The 19,481-nt window shown below is 71.1% G+C and carries 20 protein-coding genes and 1 tRNA gene; 16 read left to right on the top strand and 5 right to left on the bottom strand.

Annotation, left to right across the window (positions count from 1 at the left end):
• Positions 1–45: 45 nt before the first annotated feature.
• Positions 46–1,527 carry an aldehyde dehydrogenase family protein gene (locus tag KSED_RS04980; RefSeq protein WP_015779010.1) on the bottom strand — a complete coding sequence of 494 codons (1,482 nt, stop codon included), beginning with the start codon at positions 1,525–1,527 and terminating at the stop codon, positions 46–48.
• A 75-nt stretch (positions 1,528–1,602) separates the two neighbouring features.
• The gene (locus tag KSED_RS04975) at positions 1,603–3,012 is read right to left on the bottom strand and encodes a GntP family permease (protein WP_015779009.1); all 1,410 of its coding nucleotides are present in this window, start codon (positions 3,010–3,012) and stop codon (positions 1,603–1,605) included.
• A gap of 91 nt (positions 3,013–3,103) precedes the next feature.
• Between KSED_RS04975 and KSED_RS04970 the strand changes: the two genes are divergently transcribed.
• The 3 genes from KSED_RS04970 (at position 3,104) to KSED_RS04960 (ending at position 6,517) form a co-directional block, all read left to right on the top strand.
• Positions 3,104–4,279, top strand: coding sequence for a CaiB/BaiF CoA transferase family protein (locus KSED_RS04970; protein WP_015779008.1), 1,176 nt, complete (start codon positions 3,104–3,106; stop codon positions 4,277–4,279).
• Positions 4,280–4,452: 173 nt separating this feature from the next.
• Entirely contained in the window at positions 4,453–5,499 is a 1,047-nt protein-coding gene (gene tdh / locus KSED_RS04965; protein ID WP_015779007.1) for an L-threonine 3-dehydrogenase, read from the top strand.
• A gap of 94 nt (positions 5,500–5,593) precedes the next feature.
• Positions 5,594–6,517: an exodeoxyribonuclease III gene (locus KSED_RS04960; RefSeq protein WP_015779006.1), complete on the top strand. Its 924-nt coding sequence runs from the start codon at positions 5,594–5,596 to the stop codon at positions 6,515–6,517.
• Between the two features lie 116 nt (positions 6,518–6,633).
• On the opposite strand, the gene KSED_RS04955 is transcribed toward KSED_RS04960, so the two are convergent.
• Positions 6,634–8,070, bottom strand: coding sequence for a glyceraldehyde-3-phosphate dehydrogenase (locus KSED_RS04955; RefSeq protein ID WP_015779005.1), 1,437 nt, complete (start codon positions 8,068–8,070; stop codon positions 6,634–6,636).
• Positions 8,071–8,344: 274 nt separating this feature from the next.
• Between KSED_RS04955 and KSED_RS04950 the strand changes: the two genes are divergently transcribed.
• The 10 genes from KSED_RS04950 (at position 8,345) to KSED_RS04905 (ending at position 16,647) form a co-directional block, all read left to right on the top strand.
• A complete protein-coding gene (locus tag KSED_RS04950; RefSeq protein ID WP_015779004.1) occupies positions 8,345–8,665 on the top strand; it encodes a putative quinol monooxygenase in 321 nt (106 codons plus the stop codon).
• Between the two features lie 186 nt (positions 8,666–8,851).
• Positions 8,852–9,778: an ornithine carbamoyltransferase gene (gene argF / locus KSED_RS04945; protein WP_015779003.1), complete on the top strand. Its 927-nt coding sequence runs from the start codon at positions 8,852–8,854 to the stop codon at positions 9,776–9,778.
• Positions 9,775–10,341 (top strand): arginine repressor, encoded by a 567-nt coding sequence (locus KSED_RS04940; RefSeq protein WP_015779002.1) that lies wholly within the window; start codon positions 9,775–9,777, stop codon positions 10,339–10,341. The genes argF and KSED_RS04940 overlap by 4 nt, the downstream gene beginning before the upstream one ends.
• Entirely contained in the window at positions 10,338–11,771 is a 1,434-nt protein-coding gene (gene argG, locus KSED_RS04935) for an argininosuccinate synthase (protein WP_015779001.1), read from the top strand. Before KSED_RS04940 ends, argG begins: the two co-directional genes overlap by 4 nt.
• A complete protein-coding gene (argH, locus tag KSED_RS04930; protein ID WP_015779000.1) occupies positions 11,771–13,207 on the top strand; it encodes an argininosuccinate lyase in 1,437 nt (478 codons plus the stop codon). The genes argG and argH overlap by 1 nt, the downstream gene beginning before the upstream one ends.
• Positions 13,208–13,220: 13 nt before the next feature.
• Positions 13,221–13,541, top strand: coding sequence for a nucleotidyltransferase family protein (locus tag KSED_RS04925; protein WP_015778999.1), 321 nt, complete (start codon positions 13,221–13,223; stop codon positions 13,539–13,541).
• Positions 13,538–13,867, top strand: coding sequence for a HepT-like ribonuclease domain-containing protein (locus KSED_RS14075; protein WP_081439765.1), 330 nt, complete (start codon positions 13,538–13,540; stop codon positions 13,865–13,867). Before KSED_RS04925 ends, KSED_RS14075 begins: the two co-directional genes overlap by 4 nt.
• A complete protein-coding gene (locus tag KSED_RS04915; RefSeq protein ID WP_015778997.1) occupies positions 13,854–14,492 on the top strand; it encodes a nucleotidyltransferase domain-containing protein in 639 nt (212 codons plus the stop codon). Before KSED_RS14075 ends, KSED_RS04915 begins: the two co-directional genes overlap by 14 nt.
• A gap of 127 nt (positions 14,493–14,619) precedes the next feature.
• Entirely contained in the window at positions 14,620–15,819 is a 1,200-nt protein-coding gene (locus KSED_RS04910) for a glycine C-acetyltransferase (RefSeq protein ID WP_015778996.1), read from the top strand.
• Positions 15,820–15,825: 6 nt separating this feature from the next.
• Positions 15,826–16,647, top strand: coding sequence for a protein phosphatase 2C domain-containing protein (locus tag KSED_RS04905; RefSeq protein WP_015778995.1), 822 nt, complete (start codon positions 15,826–15,828; stop codon positions 16,645–16,647).
• A gap of 167 nt (positions 16,648–16,814) precedes the next feature.
• Here the strand turns inward: KSED_RS04905 and KSED_RS04900 are convergent, their stop codons facing one another.
• Positions 16,815–17,096 (bottom strand): DUF3618 domain-containing protein, encoded by a 282-nt coding sequence (locus tag KSED_RS04900; protein WP_015778994.1) that lies wholly within the window; start codon positions 17,094–17,096, stop codon positions 16,815–16,817.
• A gap of 66 nt (positions 17,097–17,162) precedes the next feature.
• Here KSED_RS04900 and KSED_RS04895 point away from each other — a divergent pair, with 66 nt between their 5' ends.
• The 3 genes from KSED_RS04895 (at position 17,163) to KSED_RS04885 (ending at position 18,214) form a co-directional block, all read left to right on the top strand.
• Complete coding sequence (locus KSED_RS04895; RefSeq protein WP_015778993.1) at positions 17,163–17,651, top strand: peroxiredoxin; 489 nt, start codon at positions 17,163–17,165, stop codon at positions 17,649–17,651.
• A gap of 7 nt (positions 17,652–17,658) precedes the next feature.
• Positions 17,659–18,105, top strand: a complete 447-nt coding sequence (locus tag KSED_RS04890) for an LSm family protein (RefSeq protein WP_015778992.1) — start codon at positions 17,659–17,661, stop codon at positions 18,103–18,105.
• A gap of 26 nt (positions 18,106–18,131) precedes the next feature.
• A tRNA-Leu gene (locus KSED_RS04885) sits at positions 18,132–18,214 on the top strand.
• A gap of 10 nt (positions 18,215–18,224) precedes the next feature.
• On the opposite strand, the gene KSED_RS04880 is transcribed toward KSED_RS04885, so the two are convergent.
• Positions 18,225–19,322, bottom strand: a complete 1,098-nt coding sequence (locus KSED_RS04880) for an endonuclease/exonuclease/phosphatase family protein (protein WP_015778991.1) — start codon at positions 19,320–19,322, stop codon at positions 18,225–18,227.
• Between the last annotated feature and the right edge of the window lie 159 nt (positions 19,323–19,481).

The following is a 19,481-nucleotide window of genomic DNA, read 5'->3' as shown; positions in this document are numbered from 1 at the left end:
ACGGCTCGTCTGTCAGGGGAACCGTCGCCGGAGTGAGGAGCTGCGTCAGCCGAGCTTGACGTTGATCTGCTTGATCTGGGTGAATCCCTCGAGCATGCCCTCGAGCGAGGATTCACGGCCCACGCCGGAGTCCTTCATGCCGCCATAGGACTGCCCCGGGATCTGCCCGCCACCCTGGTTGACCTGCACCCACCCAGAGTCGATGCGGTGCGCGGTCCGCAGCGCGTCGTCCAGGTTCTTGGAGAACACGAACGCCGCCAGCCCGTAGTGCGAGTCGTTGGCCATCTCCACGACCTCGTCCACGTCCTTCCAGGTGATGACGCTCAGCAGCGGCCCGAAGACCTCCTCCCGCGCCACCCGCCAGCTCGGGTCGACCTGCGACAGGATGATCGGCGCGTGGTAGAAGCCGGGCTCCCCCACCTGCAGGTCCTCCCGGCCATCGTACTCCACCTTCACACCGTCCTGGGCCAGGGCCTCGTCGATGAAGCCCTGCACGCGGTCGTACTGCTTGGCGTTGATGATGCAGCCGATGTCGGACGCCTCGTCGCGGGGGTCGCCGACGGTCATCCCCCTCGTGCGCTCCACCATCTTGGCGAGGAACTCCTCGGCGATGTCCTCGTGCAGGAACACCCGCGAACCCGTGGTGCAGGACTGGCTCTGGCGCGCGAAGCGGGTGGCCAGCATCACCTGGTCCACCACCTCGTCGGTGCAGGAGTCCGGGAACACGATGCAGGGGCTCTTGCCCCCGAGCTCCAGCGACACGTGCGCCATGCGCTCGGTGGCCTTGCCGCCCACCATCTTGCCGATCTGCGACGACCCCGTGAACGACAGCTTGTCCACCCCCGGGTGGTTCACGAGCGCGTCACCGATCTCCGCGCCGTAGCCGGTGACCACGTTGAGCACGCCGGCCGGCAGGTGCTCGGCGCAGATCTCCGCCATCTTCAGGATGGTCAGCGGGGCGTCCTCCGCGGCCTTCAGGACGATGGTGTTGCCCGCCGCCAGCGCCGCCGGAGTCTTGAACGCGGCGATGAGCAAAGGCGAGTTCCACGGCAGGATGCCGGCCACCACACCCAGCGGCTCACGGCGCGTGTACTGCAAGGTGCCGTCGTCCGAGGGGAGCGTGACGCCCTTGACCTCGCCGGCCACGCCCGCGAAGTAGCGGAACAGCGCCACCAGCGTGCCGGCCTCCGGGCGGGCCTGCGTGCGGATCGCGTTGCCCGTGTCCAGCGCGGTCAGCTGCGCCAGCTCCTCGCTGGCCGCCTCCAGGGCGTCGGCGCACTTCAGCAGCGCCTTGGACCGCTCGGCGAAGGGCAGGGCCGCCCACGCCGGGAAGGCCGCGCGCGCCGCCTCGACGGCGCGATCCGCGTCGGCCTGCTGCGCCCGCGGCGTGGTGGCGATGGTGACGTTCCGGTCGATGGGGGTGATCACCTCGAGGGTGGCACCGTCGACCGCATCGACCCACTCCCCGCCGATGAACATCTTGTACGGGGTGACCTCGAGGGTGGAGAGGTCCTTGAGCTCGGCCATGGTCGGCTCCTTCCGCGGGGTCACCCCGCACCAGATGTGAACTGCGTCTTGCCCCAGTTTCGCAGAGCGGGTGGATCAGAACGAACCGACGGCCGACCCGAGGGCCAGCACCACCGCGAGCGCGACGATGGGGATCAGCACGCAGACCACGCCGATGTCCTTGTAGGACTGGCGGTGCGTCAGCCCCGTCACGGCCAGCACCGTGATGACGGCACCGTTGTGGGGCAAGGCGTCGAAGCCACCGGCGGCCAGGGAGGCCACGCGGTGCATGAACTCGGGATCGATGCCGGCCTCGGCCGCCTTGGCGGCGTATTCCGCACCGAAGGCGTTCATGGCGATCGACAGACCACCGGAGGCCGAGCCGGTGATGCCCGCGACGATGTTGGTGGAGACGGCCAGCGAGACCGCCGGGTTGGAGGACACCCCGAAGGCCCCGTCACGGATGATGGCGAAGGCCGGCAGGGCCGCGATCACGGCGCCGTAGCCGACTTCAGAGGCCGTGTTCATGATGGGCAGGAACGAGCTGGAGGCGCCCTGGTTGAGCAGCTTCTTGCGCTCACGCAGACGGTTCCAGTTCAGTGCCAGCACCAGCAGGCAGGCCACCAGCAGCGAGATGATGATGGCCCAGATGCCGCCGACCTTGTCGATGGACGTGGCCTTGAACTTCTCCTCGGCCAGGTAGGAGAAGTCGAACAGGTCGAAGATGTAGCGCACCAGCAGGAAGTTCAGCGTGATGACCAGGACGATGGGGAGCATGGCCACCCAGAACGGGGTGGTGGTGGGCACCGTGACCTCGTCCTCCTGACCGATCCCGGTGGTCTGCTCACCCTGCATGAGAGCGCCGTTGTCGTAACCCTCGCCCTTGGCCTGTGCTGCCGCCACGCGGCGGTTCAGGTAGAGCACGCCGCCCACGTACATGATGGCGCCGGCGATGAGGCCCAGACCGGGTGCGGCGAACGCGTCGGTCTGGAAGTAGGGCGCCGGGATGGCGTTCTGGATCTGCGGGGTGCCGGGGATGGCGGTCATGGCGAAGGAGAACGAACCCAGGCCGATGGCGGCCGGCGCGAAGCGCTTGGGGATGCCCGCCTCCTGGAACAGCTCGCGCGCGATGGGCCAGATGGCGAACACGACGACGAAGACCGTCACGCCGCCGTAGGCGAGGATGCCGCAGGCCGTCACCACGGCCAGCACGGCGTGCTTGGCACCGACCCGCTCCACGATGAAGCGCGCGATGGAGTAGGCCGAGCCCGAGTCGTTCATGAGCTTGCCGAACAAGGCACCGAGCAGGAACAGCGGGAAGTAGGTGATGAGGAAGCCACCCATGGCCGGCATGAACACCTGGGTGTACATGGCCATGAGCGGTGCACCGGCGAAGATGCCGGCCACCAGGGCCGTGACCGGGGCCAGCAGGATGATGCTGTAGCCCTTGTAGGCGAAGTAGATGAGCAGTGCCAGCGAGAGCACCACTCCGATCAGTCCGAGCACGGGGGCCTTCTTTCTGTAAGGGATCCGGGCCACGTAGTGTCGTACATCACGCACAGTGAGACCCACCCAGCCCTGCAGGTAGGAGCAGATCGTGCCCGGAGCGTTACAGAACATCACCGTCATCGACCTGACCCGGGCCCTCGCCGGCCCCCACGCGGCCCAGATGCTGGGCGACCAGGGCGCGCGGGTCATCAAGGTGGAGACCCCCGGCACCGGGGACGACACCCGCTCCTGGGGGCCGCCCTTCGTCGGGGACGACGAGCACATCAGCACCTACTACCTCTCCTGCAACCGCAACAAGGAGTCCATCGCGCTGAACCTCAAGGACGATGCCGACAAGGCCGTCCTGGAGGGAATGGTCCGCAAGGCCGACGTGCTGATGGAGAACTTCCGCACCGGCGTGATGGACCGCCTCGGGTTCTCGATGGAGCGGCTGGCCGAGCTGAACCCGCGCCTGGTGGTGCTGAGCATCAGCGGCTTCGGCCACGACGGCCCCGAGGGCGGGCGCCCCGGGTACGACCAGATCGCCCAAGGTGAGGCCGGGCTGATGAGCCTCACCGGCTCCGGGCCGGACGACCCGCAGCGGGTGGGCACCCCCATCGGCGACCTGTTGGCCGGCATCCACGGCGCCTACGGCGTGATGACCGCGCTGTACGAGCGGGAGACGACCGGCCGCGGGCAGGTCGTGCGGACCTCGTTGCTCGCCAGCATCGTGGGCGTGCACGCCTTCCAGGGCACCCGGTGGACCGTGGCGCAGGAGATTCCCGCCGCCCAGGGCAACCACCACCCGAGCATCACGCCCTACGGCCTGTTCCACTGCGCGGACGGGTCGGTGCAGATCTCGTGCGGCAACGAGACTCTCTGGCAGAAGCTGTGTGCAGAGTTCGGGCTGGACCCGGCCGCTGAGGGCATGGCGACCAACGCCGAACGCAACGCGAACCGGCAAGCCGTCATCGCCGCCGTGGAGGGTGCGTTCGCGGACGTGACCGCCGAGGACCTGCTGGCACGGCTCGGCGCCGCGGGCATCCCCAGCGGCAAGGTGCGGACCCTGGACGAGGTCTACGCGTGGGAGCAGACCCGTTCGCAGGGACTGCTGGCCCAGGTGGAGCACCCGGTGCTGGGTAACATCCATCTGCCCGGGCCGCCGCTGCGCTTCTTCGACGTGGCCGACGGTGCCCAGACCGAGACCACCCGTACCGAGCACACCGCTCCCCCGGCCCTGGATGCCGATGGGGATGTCGTGCGCGCCTGGGCACTCGGCGGGTGACGGCGGGGCGCGGCGCGTTCGGGAGGTCTGCCACGCGCCGCCACGCTGTCGGGCACATCCCCCTCAGCGGGAGGCTTCCTGCTCCTGCCTGACGAGTGGCTGCCCCGCCGTCGCCCGGCGTGATGGGATGGACTCCGTTCACGCCACCGACGCCGAAGGACACCACGACCACCATGCGCGCGCTCGCCAAGACCTCCCCCGGCCCCGGCCTCCAGCTCATCGACGCCCCGGAGCCCTCCGCCGGCCCCGGCCAGGTGAAGATCCGCGTGGAGCGCGCCGGTCTGTGCGGCACGGACCTCCACCTGGAGGGCTGGGACGAGTGGGCCGAAGGCGCCATGAACCTGCCGCAGATCATCGGTCACGAGTTCTTCGGCGAGATCGTCGAGCTCGGGGACGGCGTTGAGGACCGCGGTGACATGGCCGTGGGCGACAAGGTCTCCGGCGAGGGCCACATCGTGTGCGGCGTGTGCCGCAACTGCCGCGCCGGTGCCCGCCACCTGTGCCGCAACACCCTCGGCGTCGGGGTGAACCGCGACGGCGCGTTCGCCGACTACGTGGTGATCCCCGCCGAGAACGCTTGGAAGCAGCCGGACTGGGTGGACGCCGACCTGGGCGCCCTGTTCGACCCGCTGGGCAACGCCGTCCACACCGCACTGAAGTTCCCGCTGGCCGCCGAGGACGTGCTGGTGACCGGGTCCGGCCCCATCGGCGTGATGGCGGTGGCTGTCGCCCAGGCCGTGGGCGCCCGCTACGTGGTGGCCACCGATGTGAGCGACGAGCGCCTGGAGCTGGCCAGGGCCGCCGGTGCCGACCTGACCGTGAACGTCTCTCAGACCCGCATCGCCGACGCCATGGCCGAGCTGGGCATGAAGGAGGGCTTCGACGTGTGCCTGGAGATGTCCGGCCACGGGTCCGCGGTGCGCGAGGCCATTGACACCATGAACCACGGCGGCGCCATCGCGATGCTGGGCCTGCCCGGCCAGGGCTACGAGGTGGACTGGGGCAAGGTCATCACCCACATGCTCACGCTGCAGGGCATCTACGGGCGCGAGATGTTCGAGACCTGGTACAAGATGACCCAGCTGCTGCAGGACAACGAGACCCTCGTGGAGCACGTGCGCAGCGTGGTGACCCACCGGTTCGCTGCCGAGGACTGGCAGGAGGCCTTCGACACCGCCCGCTCCGGCAAGTGCGGCAAGGTGCTGCTGGACTGGAGCTGAGCCGGGGCCGTCACCCCACCCCATCGCCCAGCACCCCGGGTCCTCACTCCGGGTCCTGACCCCGAGGCAGCGAGACGGCTGAGAGAATTCCCCGATGCGGATCGCGAGCTTCAACGTCAACGGCATCCGGGCCTGTCAGACCCGGGGATTCGAGCACTGGCTGGCCCGTCGCCAGCCCGATGTGGTGTCCCTGCAGGAGGTGCGCTGCCCAGTCAGCCTGCTGCCGTCCGGGGTCTTCGGTGAGTACCACCTGTCCTACGACCCCGGCGACCGGGCCGGCCGCAACGGCGTGGCCGTGCTCACCCGCGAGGCACCCGCGGCCGTGCGGACCTTCGGGGCCCCGGTACTGCGCCGGGCGCCGGGCGAGGAGCACACGGAGCTCACCGAGCCCGATGCGGGGCCGACCCTGCCGCGGGAGCTCAAGGAGTTCGCCGGCGAGGGCCGCTACATCGAGGTGGACCTGGCCGATGCCCCGGTGACCGTGGCCTCGCTCTACCTGCCCAAGGGCGGGCTGCCGGCGGACCTGCAGGAGAAGATGGCCAAGCGCATGCGGGAGGCCCCCGACGGCGGCGCGAAGTACGACCGCAAGATGCGCTTCCTGGCCGGGTTCGCCAAGCAGCTGGACCGCTCCCGCAAGGCGGCCGCCGCGGCCGGGCGGGAGTTCGTGGTGATGGGCGACTTCAACGTGGCCCACACCGAGCGGGACGTGAAGAACTGGCGCGGCAACAAGAACTCCGAGGGCTTCCTGCCGTCCGAGCGCGAGTGGTTCGGCTCGATCCTCTCCCCCCGCACGCTGGTCGACGTGGTGCGCTCCCAGTACCCCGACACCGACGGGCCCTACGCCTGGTGGTCCTGGATGGGCCAGGCCTTCGAGCGGGACACCGGGTGGCGGATCGACTACCACCTGGCCACGCCCACGCTGGCACGCAGCGTGGAGTCCGCCGGGGTGGACAAGGAGCCCAGCCGGGCCGAGCGCCTCTCTGACCACGCGCCGGTGGTGGTGGACTACCGGCTCTGATGCGGGTGGCTGGCGGCGTGCTCGGGCGGGGCTCACCCCGTCGAGCCGCCGGCACACCACGAGGGGCGCCCCGGGCCAGCTGGCCCGGGGCGCCCCTTCTCACGCGTGGATCGGCGTCAGGCCTTGGGGAAGGCCGGCGGGTGGGCCGCGGCCATCTCCTCGACGACGCGCACGACCTGGCAGGAGTAGCCGTACTCGTTGTCGTACCAGACGTACAGCACCACGCGGTCGTCACCGGTGGCGATGGTGGCGCGGCCGTCGACGATGCCGGCGTGGCGGTTGCCCACCAGGTCGGTGGAGACGATCTCCGGGGAGTCCACGTAGTCGATCTGTGAGTGCAGCGGGCCGTAGAGCGAGGCGCTGCGCAGGAACTCGTTGAGCTCCTCACGGGTGACCTGCTTGCCCAGGGTCAGGTTGAGCACGGCCATGGACACGTCCGGGGTGGGGACGCGGATGGCGTTGCCCGTGAGCTTGCCCTCGAGCTGCGGCAGGGCCTTCGAGACGGCCTTCGCGGCACCGGTCTCGGTGAGCACCATGTTCAGCACCGCGGAACGGCCACGACGCTCGCCCTTGTGGTAGTTGTCGATGAGGTTCTGGTCGTTGGTGAACGCGTGCACCGTCTCGACGTGGCCGCCCACGACGCCGTACTCCGCATCGAGCAGCGCCAGCACCGGGGTGATGGCGTTGGTGGTGCAGGAGGCGGCGGAGACGATCTTCTCGTCACCGATCATCTCGTTGTTCACGCCGTGCACGATGTTGGGCATGTTGCCCTTGCCGGGGGCCGTGAGCAGCACGCGGGAGACACCCTTGCTCTGCAGGTGCTTGGACAGGCCCTCGACGTCGCGCCAGGCGCCGGTGTTGTCGATGACGATCGCGTCGTTGATGCCGTAGGCCGTGTAGTCGATCTCGCTGGGGTCGTTCGCGTAGATCATGGCGATCTCGGTGCCGTTGGCCGTGATCGTGCGGTTCTCCTCGTCCACCGTGATGGTGCCCTGGAAGGAACCGTGCACGGAGTCGCGGCGCAGCAGGGAGGCACGCTTCTCGAGGTCGTTCTCGGCCTTGCCCTTGCGGGTGACGATGGCGCGCAGCACCAGGCCGGAGGCCAGGCCCTCGTGGTCCACGAGGATGCGGGCCAGCAGGCGGCCGATGCGGCCGAAGCCGTAGAGCACCACGTCGCGCTGGGCCGCCTCGGCGGAGCCCCCGGCGATCTCCTTCAGCTCCTCGGCCAGGAAGGCCTGCAGGTCGCCGGAGCCGGACTCGGTGTACTTGCGGTGCAGGCGCGCCACGTCGATGGAGGCACGGCCGGGCTTCAGCTCGGCGATGGCTTCCACCATCGGCAGGGTGTCGCCGACCTCGAGCTCCACGTCGTCGATGCGGCGGGCGAAGCGGTGGGCCTTGATGATGTCGATGGCGCCCCGGCGGAACAGCGGGCGGCCGTGGACGGAGGTCACCACCCCGTTCTCGCGGTAGAGGCGGCCCACGAGCGGGACCAGGGCCTCGGCACAGGCCTCTCGGGAGTCCCAGGTGGTGCGGTGGTCGTCTGCGGTCGTCACGTCGATGTCGTCCTTCGCGTCGAGGGCGTGCGGGGCGGTCGGCCCGGGGTCAGGTCAGCGCTCCCACCGGCGCTGCGGACCCCTTCCCCACCCTGCACGGCAGGACACGGAGACGGTCGGTGCGCGGCGTTGCGCAGACGCTGTGAGTCTAGCGGGGTCGGGGGTGTGCCCCGGACGATGCGGGGTGACGCTCCCCGCATGGGGACGGGTGAGGTGAGGGCGGCGGCGGGTGACGCTCCCCGCATCGGGACGGGGTGTCTGAGAGGCTGGGCGCATGATCCTGATCAACGTGAAGTTCCCCGTGAAGCCCGAACACGCCGACGACTGGCCGGAGATCAGCCGCGCGTTCACCGAGGCAACCCGTGCCGAGCCGGGCAACAAGTGGTTCGAGTGGTTCCGCAGCGTGGAGGAGCCGACCACGTACGTGCTGATCGAGGCGTTCGAGGACGACGCCGCCGAGGCCCACGTGAACTCCGAGCACTTCGCCACCATGCAGGAGCAGTTCCCGCAGTACCTGTCCGCGACGCCGCAGATCGTCTCCGAGCAGGTCGAGTCCGACGGCTGGGGCCCGATGGGTGAGATCCAGGTCGACTGACGGCGGTCGGCATCCGCGGCCCACCGGTTCGTCGTGGGTGGGCCCCTGAGAGCCGATGTCGGCCCACCAGCGACGAACCGATGCGGGATGGGGTGCGGCGGATGCGGGCGGCTGGGTCGGGCCGGGGCATGCAGGCACACTGCATGTTTTTGCACACCGCCGTGAATCTATGTACTGTCGCACCCCATGACGCGCCACCTCCTCCGCGACGACGACCTCTCCCCGGCCGAGCAGGCCGAGGTCCTGGCCCTCGCCGCCAGGCTGAAGGCCCAGCCGTTCACCCACAAGCCCCTGCAGGGCCCGGTCACGGTGGCCACCATCTACGACCGCCCCACCCTGCGGACCCAGCTGTCCTTCGCCGCCGGCGTCGCCGAACTGGGCGGCCACGAGTTCGCCATCGATGCGGGCCTGGCCGCCGCCGGCACGCGCGAGTCCATCCCCGACGTGGCCCGCGTCATCGGGCGACAGGCCGGCCTCCTCGTGTGGCGCACCGCCGAGCAGGCCCACCTCGAGGAGATGGCGCAGCACGCCGGCATCCCGGTGGTCAACGCCCTCACCGACGACTTCCACCCCTGCCAGCTGCTCGCCGACCTGCAGACCGTCACCGAGCACAAGGGCAGCCCCACCGGCCTCACCGTGACCTTCCTGGGCGACGGCGGCTGCAACATGGGCCACTCGTGGATCCTCGCCGGCGCCACCGCGAGCATGCACGTCCGCATCGGCTCGCCGGCCGGCCACGCCCCGCTCCCGGACATCGTCCACCGTGGGCGGGAGATCGCCGCCGCCACCGGGGGGTCGGTCACCCTGGTCGACGACCCGGTCGATGCGGTGAGCGGCGCCGACGTGGTGGTCACCGACACCTGGGTCTCCATGGGGCGCGAGGACGAGGAGTCCGACCGGCTGGCCACCTTCCGGCCGTGGTCGCTCACCCCGGAGCTGCTCGCGCACGCGGCCGCGGATGCCATCGTGTTGCACTGCCTGCCGGCGCACCGCGGCCTGGAGATCTCCCCCGAGGTCATCGACGGCCCCGCCAGCGTCGTGTGGGACGAGGCCGAGAACCGCCGCCACGCCCAGAAGGCCCTGCTGGCCTGGCTGTGGGAGCGTCGGGCATGACCACCACCCCCTCGACCAAGCAGGCCCGGCAGCGCCGCATCGTGGAGGTGCTGGAGCAGCACCTGGTGCACTCGCAGGCCGAACTCGCCGAACTGTTGGGCACCTACGGGCTGCGGGTCACCCAGGCCACGCTCTCGCGGGACCTCGACGAGCTGGGCGCCTTCAAGGTGCGGGCCACCTCCGGCTCGCTGGTGTACGCCGTGCCCGCCGAGGGCGGTGACCCCACCCCCACCCTGGCCCGCGAGGGTGCAGCGGCCGTGGCCCACGTCCGCCGCCTTGCCGGTGAGCTGCTGGTCAGCGCCGAGCACAGCGGCAACCAGGTGGTGCTGCGCACTCCACCAGGCGCCGCGCAGTACCTCGCCAGCGCGTTCGACCGGGCCGGCCTCGATGACGTGCTGGGCACCATCGCCGGCGACGACACCGTGCTGCTGATCTGCCGCGACCCGCACGGCGGCGAGCGCCTGGCCCGACGTTGCCTCGAGCTCGGCGAGGGCACCGACACCGCCCAGACACCACCGACACCCCAGACATCCCAGACCCCCACGAAGGAGACCCACCCATGAGCAAGGTCCTGACCACCCTCCCGGTCGGCGAGCGCGTCGGCATCGCGTTCTCCGGCGGCCTGGACACCTCGGTAGCCGTCGCCTGGATGCGGGAGAAGGGCGCCGTCCCCTGCACCTACACCGCCGACCTCGGGCAGTACGACGAGGCCGACATCGCCGGCGTGCCGGACCGCGCCACGCAATACGGCGCCGAGATCGCCCGCTCGGTGGACTGCCGGGCCGCCCTCGTGGAGGAGGGCTTCGCCGCGCTGGCCTGCGGGGCCTTCCACATCCGCTCCGGTGGTCGCACCTACTTCAACACCACCCCCATCGGCCGCGCCGTGACCGGCACCCTGCTGGTCCGGGCCATGCAGGAGGACGGTGTCGACATCTGGGGCGACGGCTCCACCTTCAAGGGCAACGACATCGAACGCTTCTACCGGTACGGGCTCATGACCAATCCGAACCTGCGCATCTACAAGCCCTGGCTGGACGCGGAGTTCGTCGAGGAGCTGGGCGGCCGCGCCGAGATGAGCGAGTGGCTCACCGCCCGGGACCTGCCCTACCGGGACTCCCAGGAGAAGGCCTACTCCACCGACGCCAACATCTGGGGCGCCACCCACGAGGCCAAGAGCCTGGAGCACCTGGACGTCTCGCTGGAGACGGTGGAGCCGATCATGGGCGTGCGCTTCTGGGACCCGGAGGTGGAGATCGAGACCGAGGACGTCACGGTGCGCTTCGAGGCCGGCCGCCCGGTCGCGATCAACGGGCAGAGCCTGACCCCGGTGGAGCTGGTGCTGGAGGCCAACCAGATCGGCGGCCGCCACGGGCTGGGCATGAGCGACCAGATCGAGAACCGGATCATCGAGGCCAAGTCCCGCGGCATCTACGAGGCCCCCGGCATGGCCCTGCTCTTCGCCGCCTACGAGCGACTGCTCAACGCGGTGCACAACGAGGACACCATCGCCAGCTACCACGCCGACGGCCGGCGCCTGGGCCGCCTGCTGTACGAGGGGCGCTGGCTGGACCCGCAGGCGCTCATGATCCGGGAAGCGCAGCAGCGCTGGGTGGCCTCCCTGGTGACCGGTGAGGTGACACTCCGGCTGCGGCGCGGGGAGGACTACACGATCCTCGACACCCGCGGCGAGAACTTCTCGTACCACCCGGACAAGCTCTCCATGGAGCGCACGGAGAACGCCGCCTTCGGCCCGATGGACCGGATCGGCCAGCTCACGATGCGGAACCTGGACATCGCCGACTCCCGCTCCGTGCTGGAGCGGTACGCCCTGCAGCCCGACGACCAGGGCCACGTGGCGGTGCAGCAGGGCAACCTGCTGGGCACCCTGGAGCCCGGTGGCGGGGAGCAGATCTCCCGGAACACCGCCGTGGGCGATGTCGACGAGATCGACGACGCCCTGGACGCCGCCGCGATGGAGTTCGGGGCCGACTGATGAGCGAGGACACCATGACGCAGAAGCAGGCCACCAACACCGGCTCCCTGTGGGGCGGGCGCTTCGCCAGCGGGCCCAGCCCGGAGCTGCAGGCACTCTCCTGCAGCACCCACTTCGACTGGCGGCTGGTCCCCTACGACCTCGCCGGCTCGCGGGCCCACGCCCGGGCCCTGCACGCCGCCGGGCTGCTCGACGAGGCCACGCACACCGAGCTGCAGCGCGGGCTGGACGTGCTGGGAGCCCGCTTCGCCGCCGGGGAGCTGCACCCGGACCCGACCGACGAGGACGTGCACGGCGCCCTGGAGAGGCTGCTGCTGGAGGAGGTCGGCCCGGAGGTGGGTGGCCGCCTGCGGGCCGGGCGCTCCCGGAACGACCAGGTGGCCACGCTCTTCCGGATGTTCCTCCGGGAGCACGCCCGCGTCATCGCCGGGCAGGTGCTGGACCTCGTCGAGGCCCTCCTGGACCAGGCCGAGCGGCACCTGGGGGCCCCGATGCCGGGCCGCACCCACCTGCAGTCGGCCCAGCCGGTGCTGCTCTCCCACGCCCTGCTGGCCCACGCCTGGCCGCTGCTGCGGGACGTGGAACGCCTGCGGGACTGGGACGCCCGGACCGACTTCTCCCCCTACGGCGGCGGTGCGCTGGCCGGGGCCTCGCTGGGGCTGGACGCCGGGGCGATCGCCGCCGAGCTGGGCTTCACGGCCACCTGCGCCAACTCGATCGACGGCACGGCGAGCCGGGACTTCGCGGCCGAACTCGCCTTCGTCACCGCGATGATCGGGGTCGACCTCTCGCGGCTCTCGGAGGAGATCATCCTGTGGGCCACCAAGGAGTTCGGCATCGCGCGGCTGCACGACTCGTGGTCGACCGGGTCGAGCATCATGCCGCAGAAGAAGAACCCGGACATCGCCGAGCTGGCCCGCGGCAAGGCCGGGCGGCTGGTGGGCGACCTCACCGGGCTGCTCACCACGCTCAAGGGGTTGCCGCTGGCCTACAACCGGGACCTGCAGGAGGACAAGGAGCCGGTCTTCGACGCGGTGGACACCCTGGAGGTGCTGCTGCCGGCCTTCGCCGGGCAGGTGGCCACGCTGGAGTTCGACACCGGGCGGATGGCCGAGCTGGCCGGGCAGGGCTTCTCGCTGGCCACCGACGTGGCCGAGTGGCTGGTGCGCCAGCAGGTGCCCTTCCGTGAGGCCCACGAGATCGCCGGGGCCTGCGTGCGGCTCTGCGAGGAGCGCGGCATCGAGCTGGACGAGATGACCGACGCAGACCTGGCCGGCATGGACGAGCGGCTCACCCCCGCGGTGCGCGAGGTGCTCACCGTGGCCGGGTCGATCGACTCCCGCGACGGGGTCGGCGGCACCGCGACCGCACGGGTGGCCGAGCAGCTCGGCGCGGCCCACGTGGCGCTGGTCGGCCACCGGGAGTGGCTCGGCTGAGTACGCTGACCACATGTCGGTCGTCACGGTTGAGAGCGAGGCCCTGCGGGACCTCCTGCGCGCTCACCGTCTCGTGATCGACCAGCTCCTCCACCGCTATGGCGCGACGCACCCGCGACTCATCGGGTCGGTCTCGCGCGGGGATGCCACGGCCGCCAGCGACATCGACCTGATGGTCGACCTCCTGCCGGGCCACGGGAACCCCCTGCTCAGGGTCGCTGGGCTGAGCGAGGAGCTGACGGAGGCTCTGGGTCACCGGGTGGACGTCGTGACTCCCGACCTCCTGCGGGAGAACGTGTCCCTCACCGCGCTCCGCGACGCCCGACCGCTGTGAGCAGAAGCCCGGACGAGCGGTTCGCCGACATCCTCGCTGCCGTCGAGCGCTGCCGCGCCTACGCCCCACACCTCCGCGACAAGGCCCTCGGGGCGATGGCACGTGATGCGATCCTCCGGAATCTAGCCGTCATCGGCGAGGCCGTCAGGGCACTCCCGCAGGAATCCAAGGACACCGCCCCAGAGGTTCCCTGGGCTTCCATCGCCGGCCTCCGGAACGTCGTGATCCACGAGTACTTCCGCGTCGACCCCCATCTCGTGGAAGACATCGTCGAGCACCATCTGGATCGTCTTGCCGAGGCACTTTCTGCCCATGGACGAAGCTGAGCTCCTCGCCTGGTACGGCGACTGGACTCGTCGGGCACCCCGGGACATCGCCGCTCTGTTCGAGGGCTACGGCGGATCCTGGTGGGTGGCCGGCGGCTGGGCGATCCAGGCGTTCAGCGGGGTCGAGCGAGCGCACGGCGACATCGACCCCAGCGCACTGGCTGCGGAGCTCCCCGCGCTCCGCCGGCACCTGAGCGCGCAGGGCTACCACGCGTGGTGCGCCGTCGGCGGTGCGCTGCACCCGCTCCTGCCCGAGGCGTCACCCGACGGCGGACCCGAGGTGCTGCCCGCAGGGTGCGGACAGCTCTGGCTGCGCAGGGACGCCCAGAGCCCGTGGGAGTACGACCTGCTCCTCTCCCCCGGCACACCCGAGGAGTGGGTGTACAAGCGGGACGACCGGATTCGGGTGCCGGTGACGGACGCGCTGTGGGAGCGCGATGGCGTGCGCTACCTGCAGCCCCACCTACAGCTGCTGCTCAAGGCCCCGGGCGACCGGCCCAAGGACCGCGCCGACCTGGCCGCCTGCCTCCCCCGGCTGAGCGGCGCCCAGCGCAGGTGGCTCCGCGACGCGTTGGCCCTGGCCCACCCCGACCACCCGTGGCTGGAGCAGGTCACCGCCGGGTGACCACAGCCTCGCCGGCGGGCCCGCACCGATGCGGCGCAGATGGCTGTTCGCGAGCACCTCGGCGAGCCATCTGTGCCGCATCGATGCAGGCAACTCACCACCCACCACACCTGACACACTGGCCGACATGTATGCGTTCCAGGACGACCTGAACTCCGAGCTCACCGAGATCAAGGACGCCGGACTGTGGAAGGCCGAGCGCGAGCTCACCTCCCCGCAGTCGGCCCACGTGACCACCAAGAAGGCCGAGGCGCTGAACTTCTGCGCCAACAACTACCTCGGCCTGGCCGACCACCCGGAGGTGGTCGCCGCCGGCAAGGAGGCCCTCGACCAGTGGGGCTTCGGCATGGCCTCGGTCCGCTTCATCTGCGGCACCCAGACCCTTCACACCGAGCTCGAGCAGCGCATCGCCGAGTACGTCGGCTGCGAGGACGCGATCCTCTACGCCTCCTGCTTCGACGCCAACGGCGGCTTCTTCGAGGTCCTCTGCGGCAAGGAGGACGCGATCGTCTCCGACGCCCTCAACCACGCCAGCATCATCGACGGCGTGCGCCTCTCCAAGGCGATGCGCTTCCGCTACGCCAACCGCGACATGGACGACCTGCGCGCCCAGCTGCAGGCCGCCCAGGAGGCCGGTGCCCGCCGCACCGTCGTCGTCACCGACGGCGTGTTCTCCATGGACGGCTACTACGCCCCGCTGCCGGAGATCTGCGACTTGGCCGAGGAGTTCGGCGCCCTGGTCGTGGTCGACGACTCGCACGCCACCGGCTTCACCGGTGAGAAGGGCCGCGGCACCCCGGAGAAGTTCGACGTCATCGACCGCGTGGACGTCGTGACCGGCACCTTCGGCAAGGCCCTCGGCGGCGCCTCCGGTGGCTTCGTCGCCGGCCCGAAGGAGATCGTGGCCCTGCTCAAGCAGCGCTCCCGCCCGTACCTGTTCAGCAACGCCGTGGCCCCCAGCACCGCCGCCGGCTCGCTGAAGGCCCTGGAGCTCGTGCAGCAGTCCGACGACCTGCGCCGCCAGCTCCAGACCAACGCGCAGCTCTTCCGGGAGCTCATGACCGAGGCCGGCTTCGAGCTGCTCGAGGGCAGTCACCCGATCATCCCGGTGATGTTCCCCGGCGAGGACGGCGCCCGCCAGGCCGGCCTCATCGCCGAGGAGCTCCTCGAGCGCGGCGTGTACGTCACGCCCTTCTCCTACCCGGTGGTGCCCAAGGGCGAGGCGCGCATCCGCGTCCAGCTCTCGGCCGCCCACTCCGAGGAGGACGTCCGCACCTGCGTGCAGGCCTTCGCCGACGCCCGCGACGCCGTCGCCGCCCGGGGCTGACCACCCGTGGCCATCGACCCGCGCATGCTCGGCGCCCCCTCCCCCGAGGTGGGTGCCTCCTCCGGTGCCCCGCTGGAGCCCGGTGAGCTGATCCGGTGGGCGGCGCACACGCAGATCCCGTGCCAGGACGCCGTCGCCCAGCGGGGCGGCGTGCTCGCCCTGGCCGACGGGGCCGGCGTGGGGCCGGCGGCGCGCCCCGGCTGCGAGCACGAGGTGGACTGGTTCAGCCAGCGCCTCGTCGACGCCGTGGTCGACCACCTCTCCCCCGCCGACGCGCTCGGGCCGGTGGTCGGGGAGCCGGTGGGTCTGCGCGAGGCGGTGGCCCACGGCATCGAGGCGGTGCGGGCCGCCCACCCGCAGTGCGACGCGGACACCGGCCCGTGGTCCACGCTCACGATGGCCCGCGTGGTCGGTGACGAGCTGGAATTCCTCGCCCTGTGCGACTCCAGCCTGATCGTGGAGTTCGTCGACGGCCAGGTGCTGCAGGTCATCGACGACCGGCTCGACGGTGTGAACGCCCCCGGCGCCAGCATGAACGCGCCGGGCGGGTGGTGGTCGGCGCGCGGTGACGTGCGGGCGGCCGAGGAGGCCCGCACCGGGTCCTTCCCGCTGGCCGACGTGCGACGGGCCTGGCTGGCCAGCGACGGGGCCACCCGGCCGCTGGAGACCTGGCACCAGTACGACGCCGCCGAGTGGGCCCGCCGGGCCGCGGAGGACACCTTGGCCCTGGCGCACTCCATCCGGACCCACGAGACGGAGACCGCGGCCGAGATGACCGCGGCAGGTCGCAAGGCGCACGACGACCTCACCATCCTGCGCGTGGTCTGAGCGGGAGCCGGTCCGCGGGCCGCACCGGGCGCGCCGCGCACAGCAGACGCCGGAGGCCCACCCCCATCGAGGGGGTGGGCCTCCGGCGTCGGTGCTCCGGGTGGACGGTCGATTCCGAGGTGCTGGGCCGTCCGGACGGAGCGTGCCCCCATCGGGGGCCGGGGAGATCAGCCCTTGTTGAACAGGCGGCGCAGCAGGCCCAGGCCGAAGGTGGCGGCGCCGGCCCCGCCCAGACCCTTGGCGATCAGGTCGCCGCGCAGGGCGCCATCGCTGTCGTACATGGTCTGGTTGAACTTGACCTGCGCGTCCTCCTGCGCACGGCGGGCGACCTCCTTGGGGTGGACGCGGTAGACGAGCTCGTCGACGTCGCCGGCAAGGCGAAGGCGGGAGGCGTCGATGTCGCGGGTGATCTGCTCGACGGAGCGGGTGTCCTTGGACTGCTTGGCCACGAGATTGCCTTTCCTTGGGAAACTGCCTGAAACTCTAACGCAGAACCCCACCAGAGGAGACGTGTGATGACCACCCGACTGCAGACCGGCGACCAGGCCCCCGAGTTCACCCTCCCGAGCAGCGAGGGCGGGGAGCTCTCCCTGTCCGACCTGCGCGGACGCAAGGGGGTGCTCTTCGTGTACCCCGCCGCCTCCACCCCAGGCTGCACCACGGAGGCCTGTGACTTCCGTGACAACGCCGCCGCGCTGGCCGAGGCCGGGTACACCGTGCTGGGTCTGAGCAAGGACACCGTGGAGAAGAACGCGAAGTTCGCCGAGAAGCACGAGCTGGGCTACCCGCTGCTCAGCGACCCGGAGCTGGAGACCCTGAAGGCCTACGGGGCCTACGGGGAGAAGAAGAACTACGGCAAGGTCGTGCAGGGCGTCATCCGCAGCACCTTCGTCATCGACGAGGAGGGTGTCATCGAGCACGCCCGGTACAACGTGCGCGCCAAGGGCCACGTGGCCAGCCTGGGGAAGAACCAGCTGAAGCTGCCGCTGACCAGCGCCGTCTGAGGCCGGCATGACACCGACCTCCCGCCGTCTCCTGCTCCTGTCCGGCCCGGCGGCCGTGGCCATGCTGCTCACGGGATGCAGCCAGCACTCCGACGCCGAGCGCGCGGAGATCAGCGCCGTGGTGGAGCGCCGGGTCTCCGCCTTGCCCAGGCTGGAGAAGGTGCGGGTCACCTTCCTGGACGGCTTCGACGCGGGATACGCCCTGCAGGTCTCCGCCGTCCGCCCGGCCACCTCCTCCGGGCAGCTCGTGGACGCCGTGCGGGAGGTGCTGCGGGTGCTGGTGGCGGTGGCCGAGGAGCACGGGCTGGGCGACGATCTCCACCTGCTCGTCACCGTGTTCGACGCCCCGCAGTCCGACGGCGGGACGGAGCTGCCGCCGGCCGACCAGACGGACCTCCTGGGCGTTGGGGCCGGATTCCGCCTCGCGACGGTGCGCCAGCACCTAGAGTCCTAGGCCGCATCCGGCACAATGACCGGCGCGCGCGAGTGGTGGAACTGGCAGACACGCAGGATTTAGGTTCCTGTGCTCCGGCGTGCGGGTTCGAGTCCCGCCTCGCGCACCAGCCCCCGGGATCAGCCGGGGAAGCGGACCGTCGTGGCGTAGGCCAGGTGGTCGGACCCGGAGAGCCGAAGGGCCTGGCACGAGAGCACCTCGGCCCCCTCGGAGACGAGCACGTGGTCGATGGCGCTGCGCCCCCAGGCGGGCCAGTGGCTCGGCCAGGTGCCCTCGGGGCGCCCGCACGCGCGTGCCGTGTCGACCAGGCCCTCCATCCCGGCCAAGGCGCCGTGCCGCATCGTGGCGTTGAGGTCACCCACCAGCACCACCGGCCCGTCCTGGGCGGCGGCCTCCGCCTCCGCCACCGAGCGGGACAGGTCGTCACGCCACAGCGACATGAACCCCGGCAGCGGCGGCGCGTAGTGCACGCCCAGCACGAGCGGCTGCCCCGGCTCGGTCGGCTCCAGCCGCACGTTGCCCTGCAGGGACGGCTCCGCCTCGGCGGGCGTGTACTCCGGCAGCCCGTCGCGCAGCAGCACCGTCGTGGCCTCGATGGGGCTGCTCTCCGGGGCCGTGCGGGCCGCCAGCCCGTGCGTGACCGCGGTCCCGGGCCACCCCGCGGCGTCGACCGCCGCCTGCGCCCGGGCGTGCGACGTCTCCGGCAGGACGAGCAGGTCGGGCTGGAACTCGGACTCCAGCCGCTCAAGATCCGATGCGGTGAGCGAACCCAGGCTGTTGTAGGTCACCACCGAGAGCACGGACACCGGGGCGGCCTCCCCTGCGGATTGATCCGTCACGGCCCGGGGCCCGCTGCTCCAGGGCGGACCCCCGGGGAAGGCCACCAGCCCAACCCCCGCCAGCAGTCCGGGCAGCGCAGCGATGGCGAACCACCGCGCCACCTGGCTCCGGTGACGCTTCCACCGGAGCAGCGCCAGTCCCAGGACCAGCGCACTGACGACCAGCACTGCCACCCCGCCGACCGTGGGAAACGCGATCCCCTGCGCCACGAACCACTGGGTGCTTGCCCACTGGGAGAACGCCGCCCCCGGCCACCAGGCCAGCACGGCCAGGGCCAGCAGGCCCAGCCCGCACACGACGGCAACGGCAACACCGAGCACCTGCCACCAGCGCCCACCCCGCGCGCCGTTCCGTGCCTCATGCCGTGACGTCTTCATGTCCCCCCTGTGGACCACGTGTCGTGCCTGCTGCCAGAACCGTACTCCCACGGCTCACAAGCCCTGGGCAACGCACAAGGCGGCCGGTTCCAGCATCGCGGGAGCGAGGGGGACAGCCGTGCGGCTCCTTCTCCCGGCGAGGCCGCTGGGGTCGCTGTG

This window comes from Kytococcus sedentarius DSM 20547, from assembly GCF_000023925.1.
GTDB classification, from domain to species: Bacteria; Actinomycetota; Actinomycetes; order Actinomycetales; family Dermatophilaceae; genus Kytococcus; species Kytococcus sedentarius.
Note: the sequence above shows the minus strand (reverse complement) of the source record. Positions and strands in the feature narration are given on the sequence as shown.

Excerpts from the sequence above, each read along its gene's own strand:
- KSED_RS04960 (WP_015779006.1), top strand. The coding sequence starts at position 5,594 with ATGCGGATCGCGAGCTTCAACGTCAACGGCATCCGGGCCTGTCAGACC.
- argG (WP_015779001.1), top strand. The coding sequence starts at position 10,338 with ATGAGCAAGGTCCTGACCACCCTCCCGGTCGGCGAGCGCGTCGGCATC.
- KSED_RS04940 (WP_015779002.1), top strand. The coding sequence starts at position 9,775 with ATGACCACCACCCCCTCGACCAAGCAGGCCCGGCAGCGCCGCATCGTG.
- KSED_RS04925 (WP_015778999.1), top strand. The coding sequence starts at position 13,221 with ATGTCGGTCGTCACGGTTGAGAGCGAGGCCCTGCGGGACCTCCTGCGC.
- KSED_RS04890 (WP_015778992.1), top strand. The coding sequence starts at position 17,659 with ATGACACCGACCTCCCGCCGTCTCCTGCTCCTGTCCGGCCCGGCGGCC.
- argF (WP_015779003.1), top strand. The coding sequence starts at position 8,852 with ATGACGCGCCACCTCCTCCGCGACGACGACCTCTCCCCGGCCGAGCAG.
- tdh (WP_015779007.1), top strand. The coding sequence starts at position 4,453 with ATGCGCGCGCTCGCCAAGACCTCCCCCGGCCCCGGCCTCCAGCTCATC.
- KSED_RS04895 (WP_015778993.1), top strand. The coding sequence starts at position 17,163 with ATGACCACCCGACTGCAGACCGGCGACCAGGCCCCCGAGTTCACCCTC.
- KSED_RS04910 (WP_015778996.1), top strand. The coding sequence starts at position 14,620 with ATGTATGCGTTCCAGGACGACCTGAACTCCGAGCTCACCGAGATCAAG.
- argH (WP_015779000.1), top strand. The coding sequence starts at position 11,771 with ATGAGCGAGGACACCATGACGCAGAAGCAGGCCACCAACACCGGCTCC.
- KSED_RS04980 (WP_015779010.1), bottom strand. The coding sequence starts at position 1,527 with ATGGCCGAGCTCAAGGACCTCTCCACCCTCGAGGTCACCCCGTACAAG.
- KSED_RS04880 (WP_015778991.1), bottom strand. The coding sequence starts at position 19,322 with ATGAAGACGTCACGGCATGAGGCACGGAACGGCGCGCGGGGTGGGCGC.
- KSED_RS04950 (WP_015779004.1), top strand. The coding sequence starts at position 8,345 with ATGATCCTGATCAACGTGAAGTTCCCCGTGAAGCCCGAACACGCCGAC.
- KSED_RS04915 (WP_015778997.1), top strand. The coding sequence starts at position 13,854 with ATGGACGAAGCTGAGCTCCTCGCCTGGTACGGCGACTGGACTCGTCGG.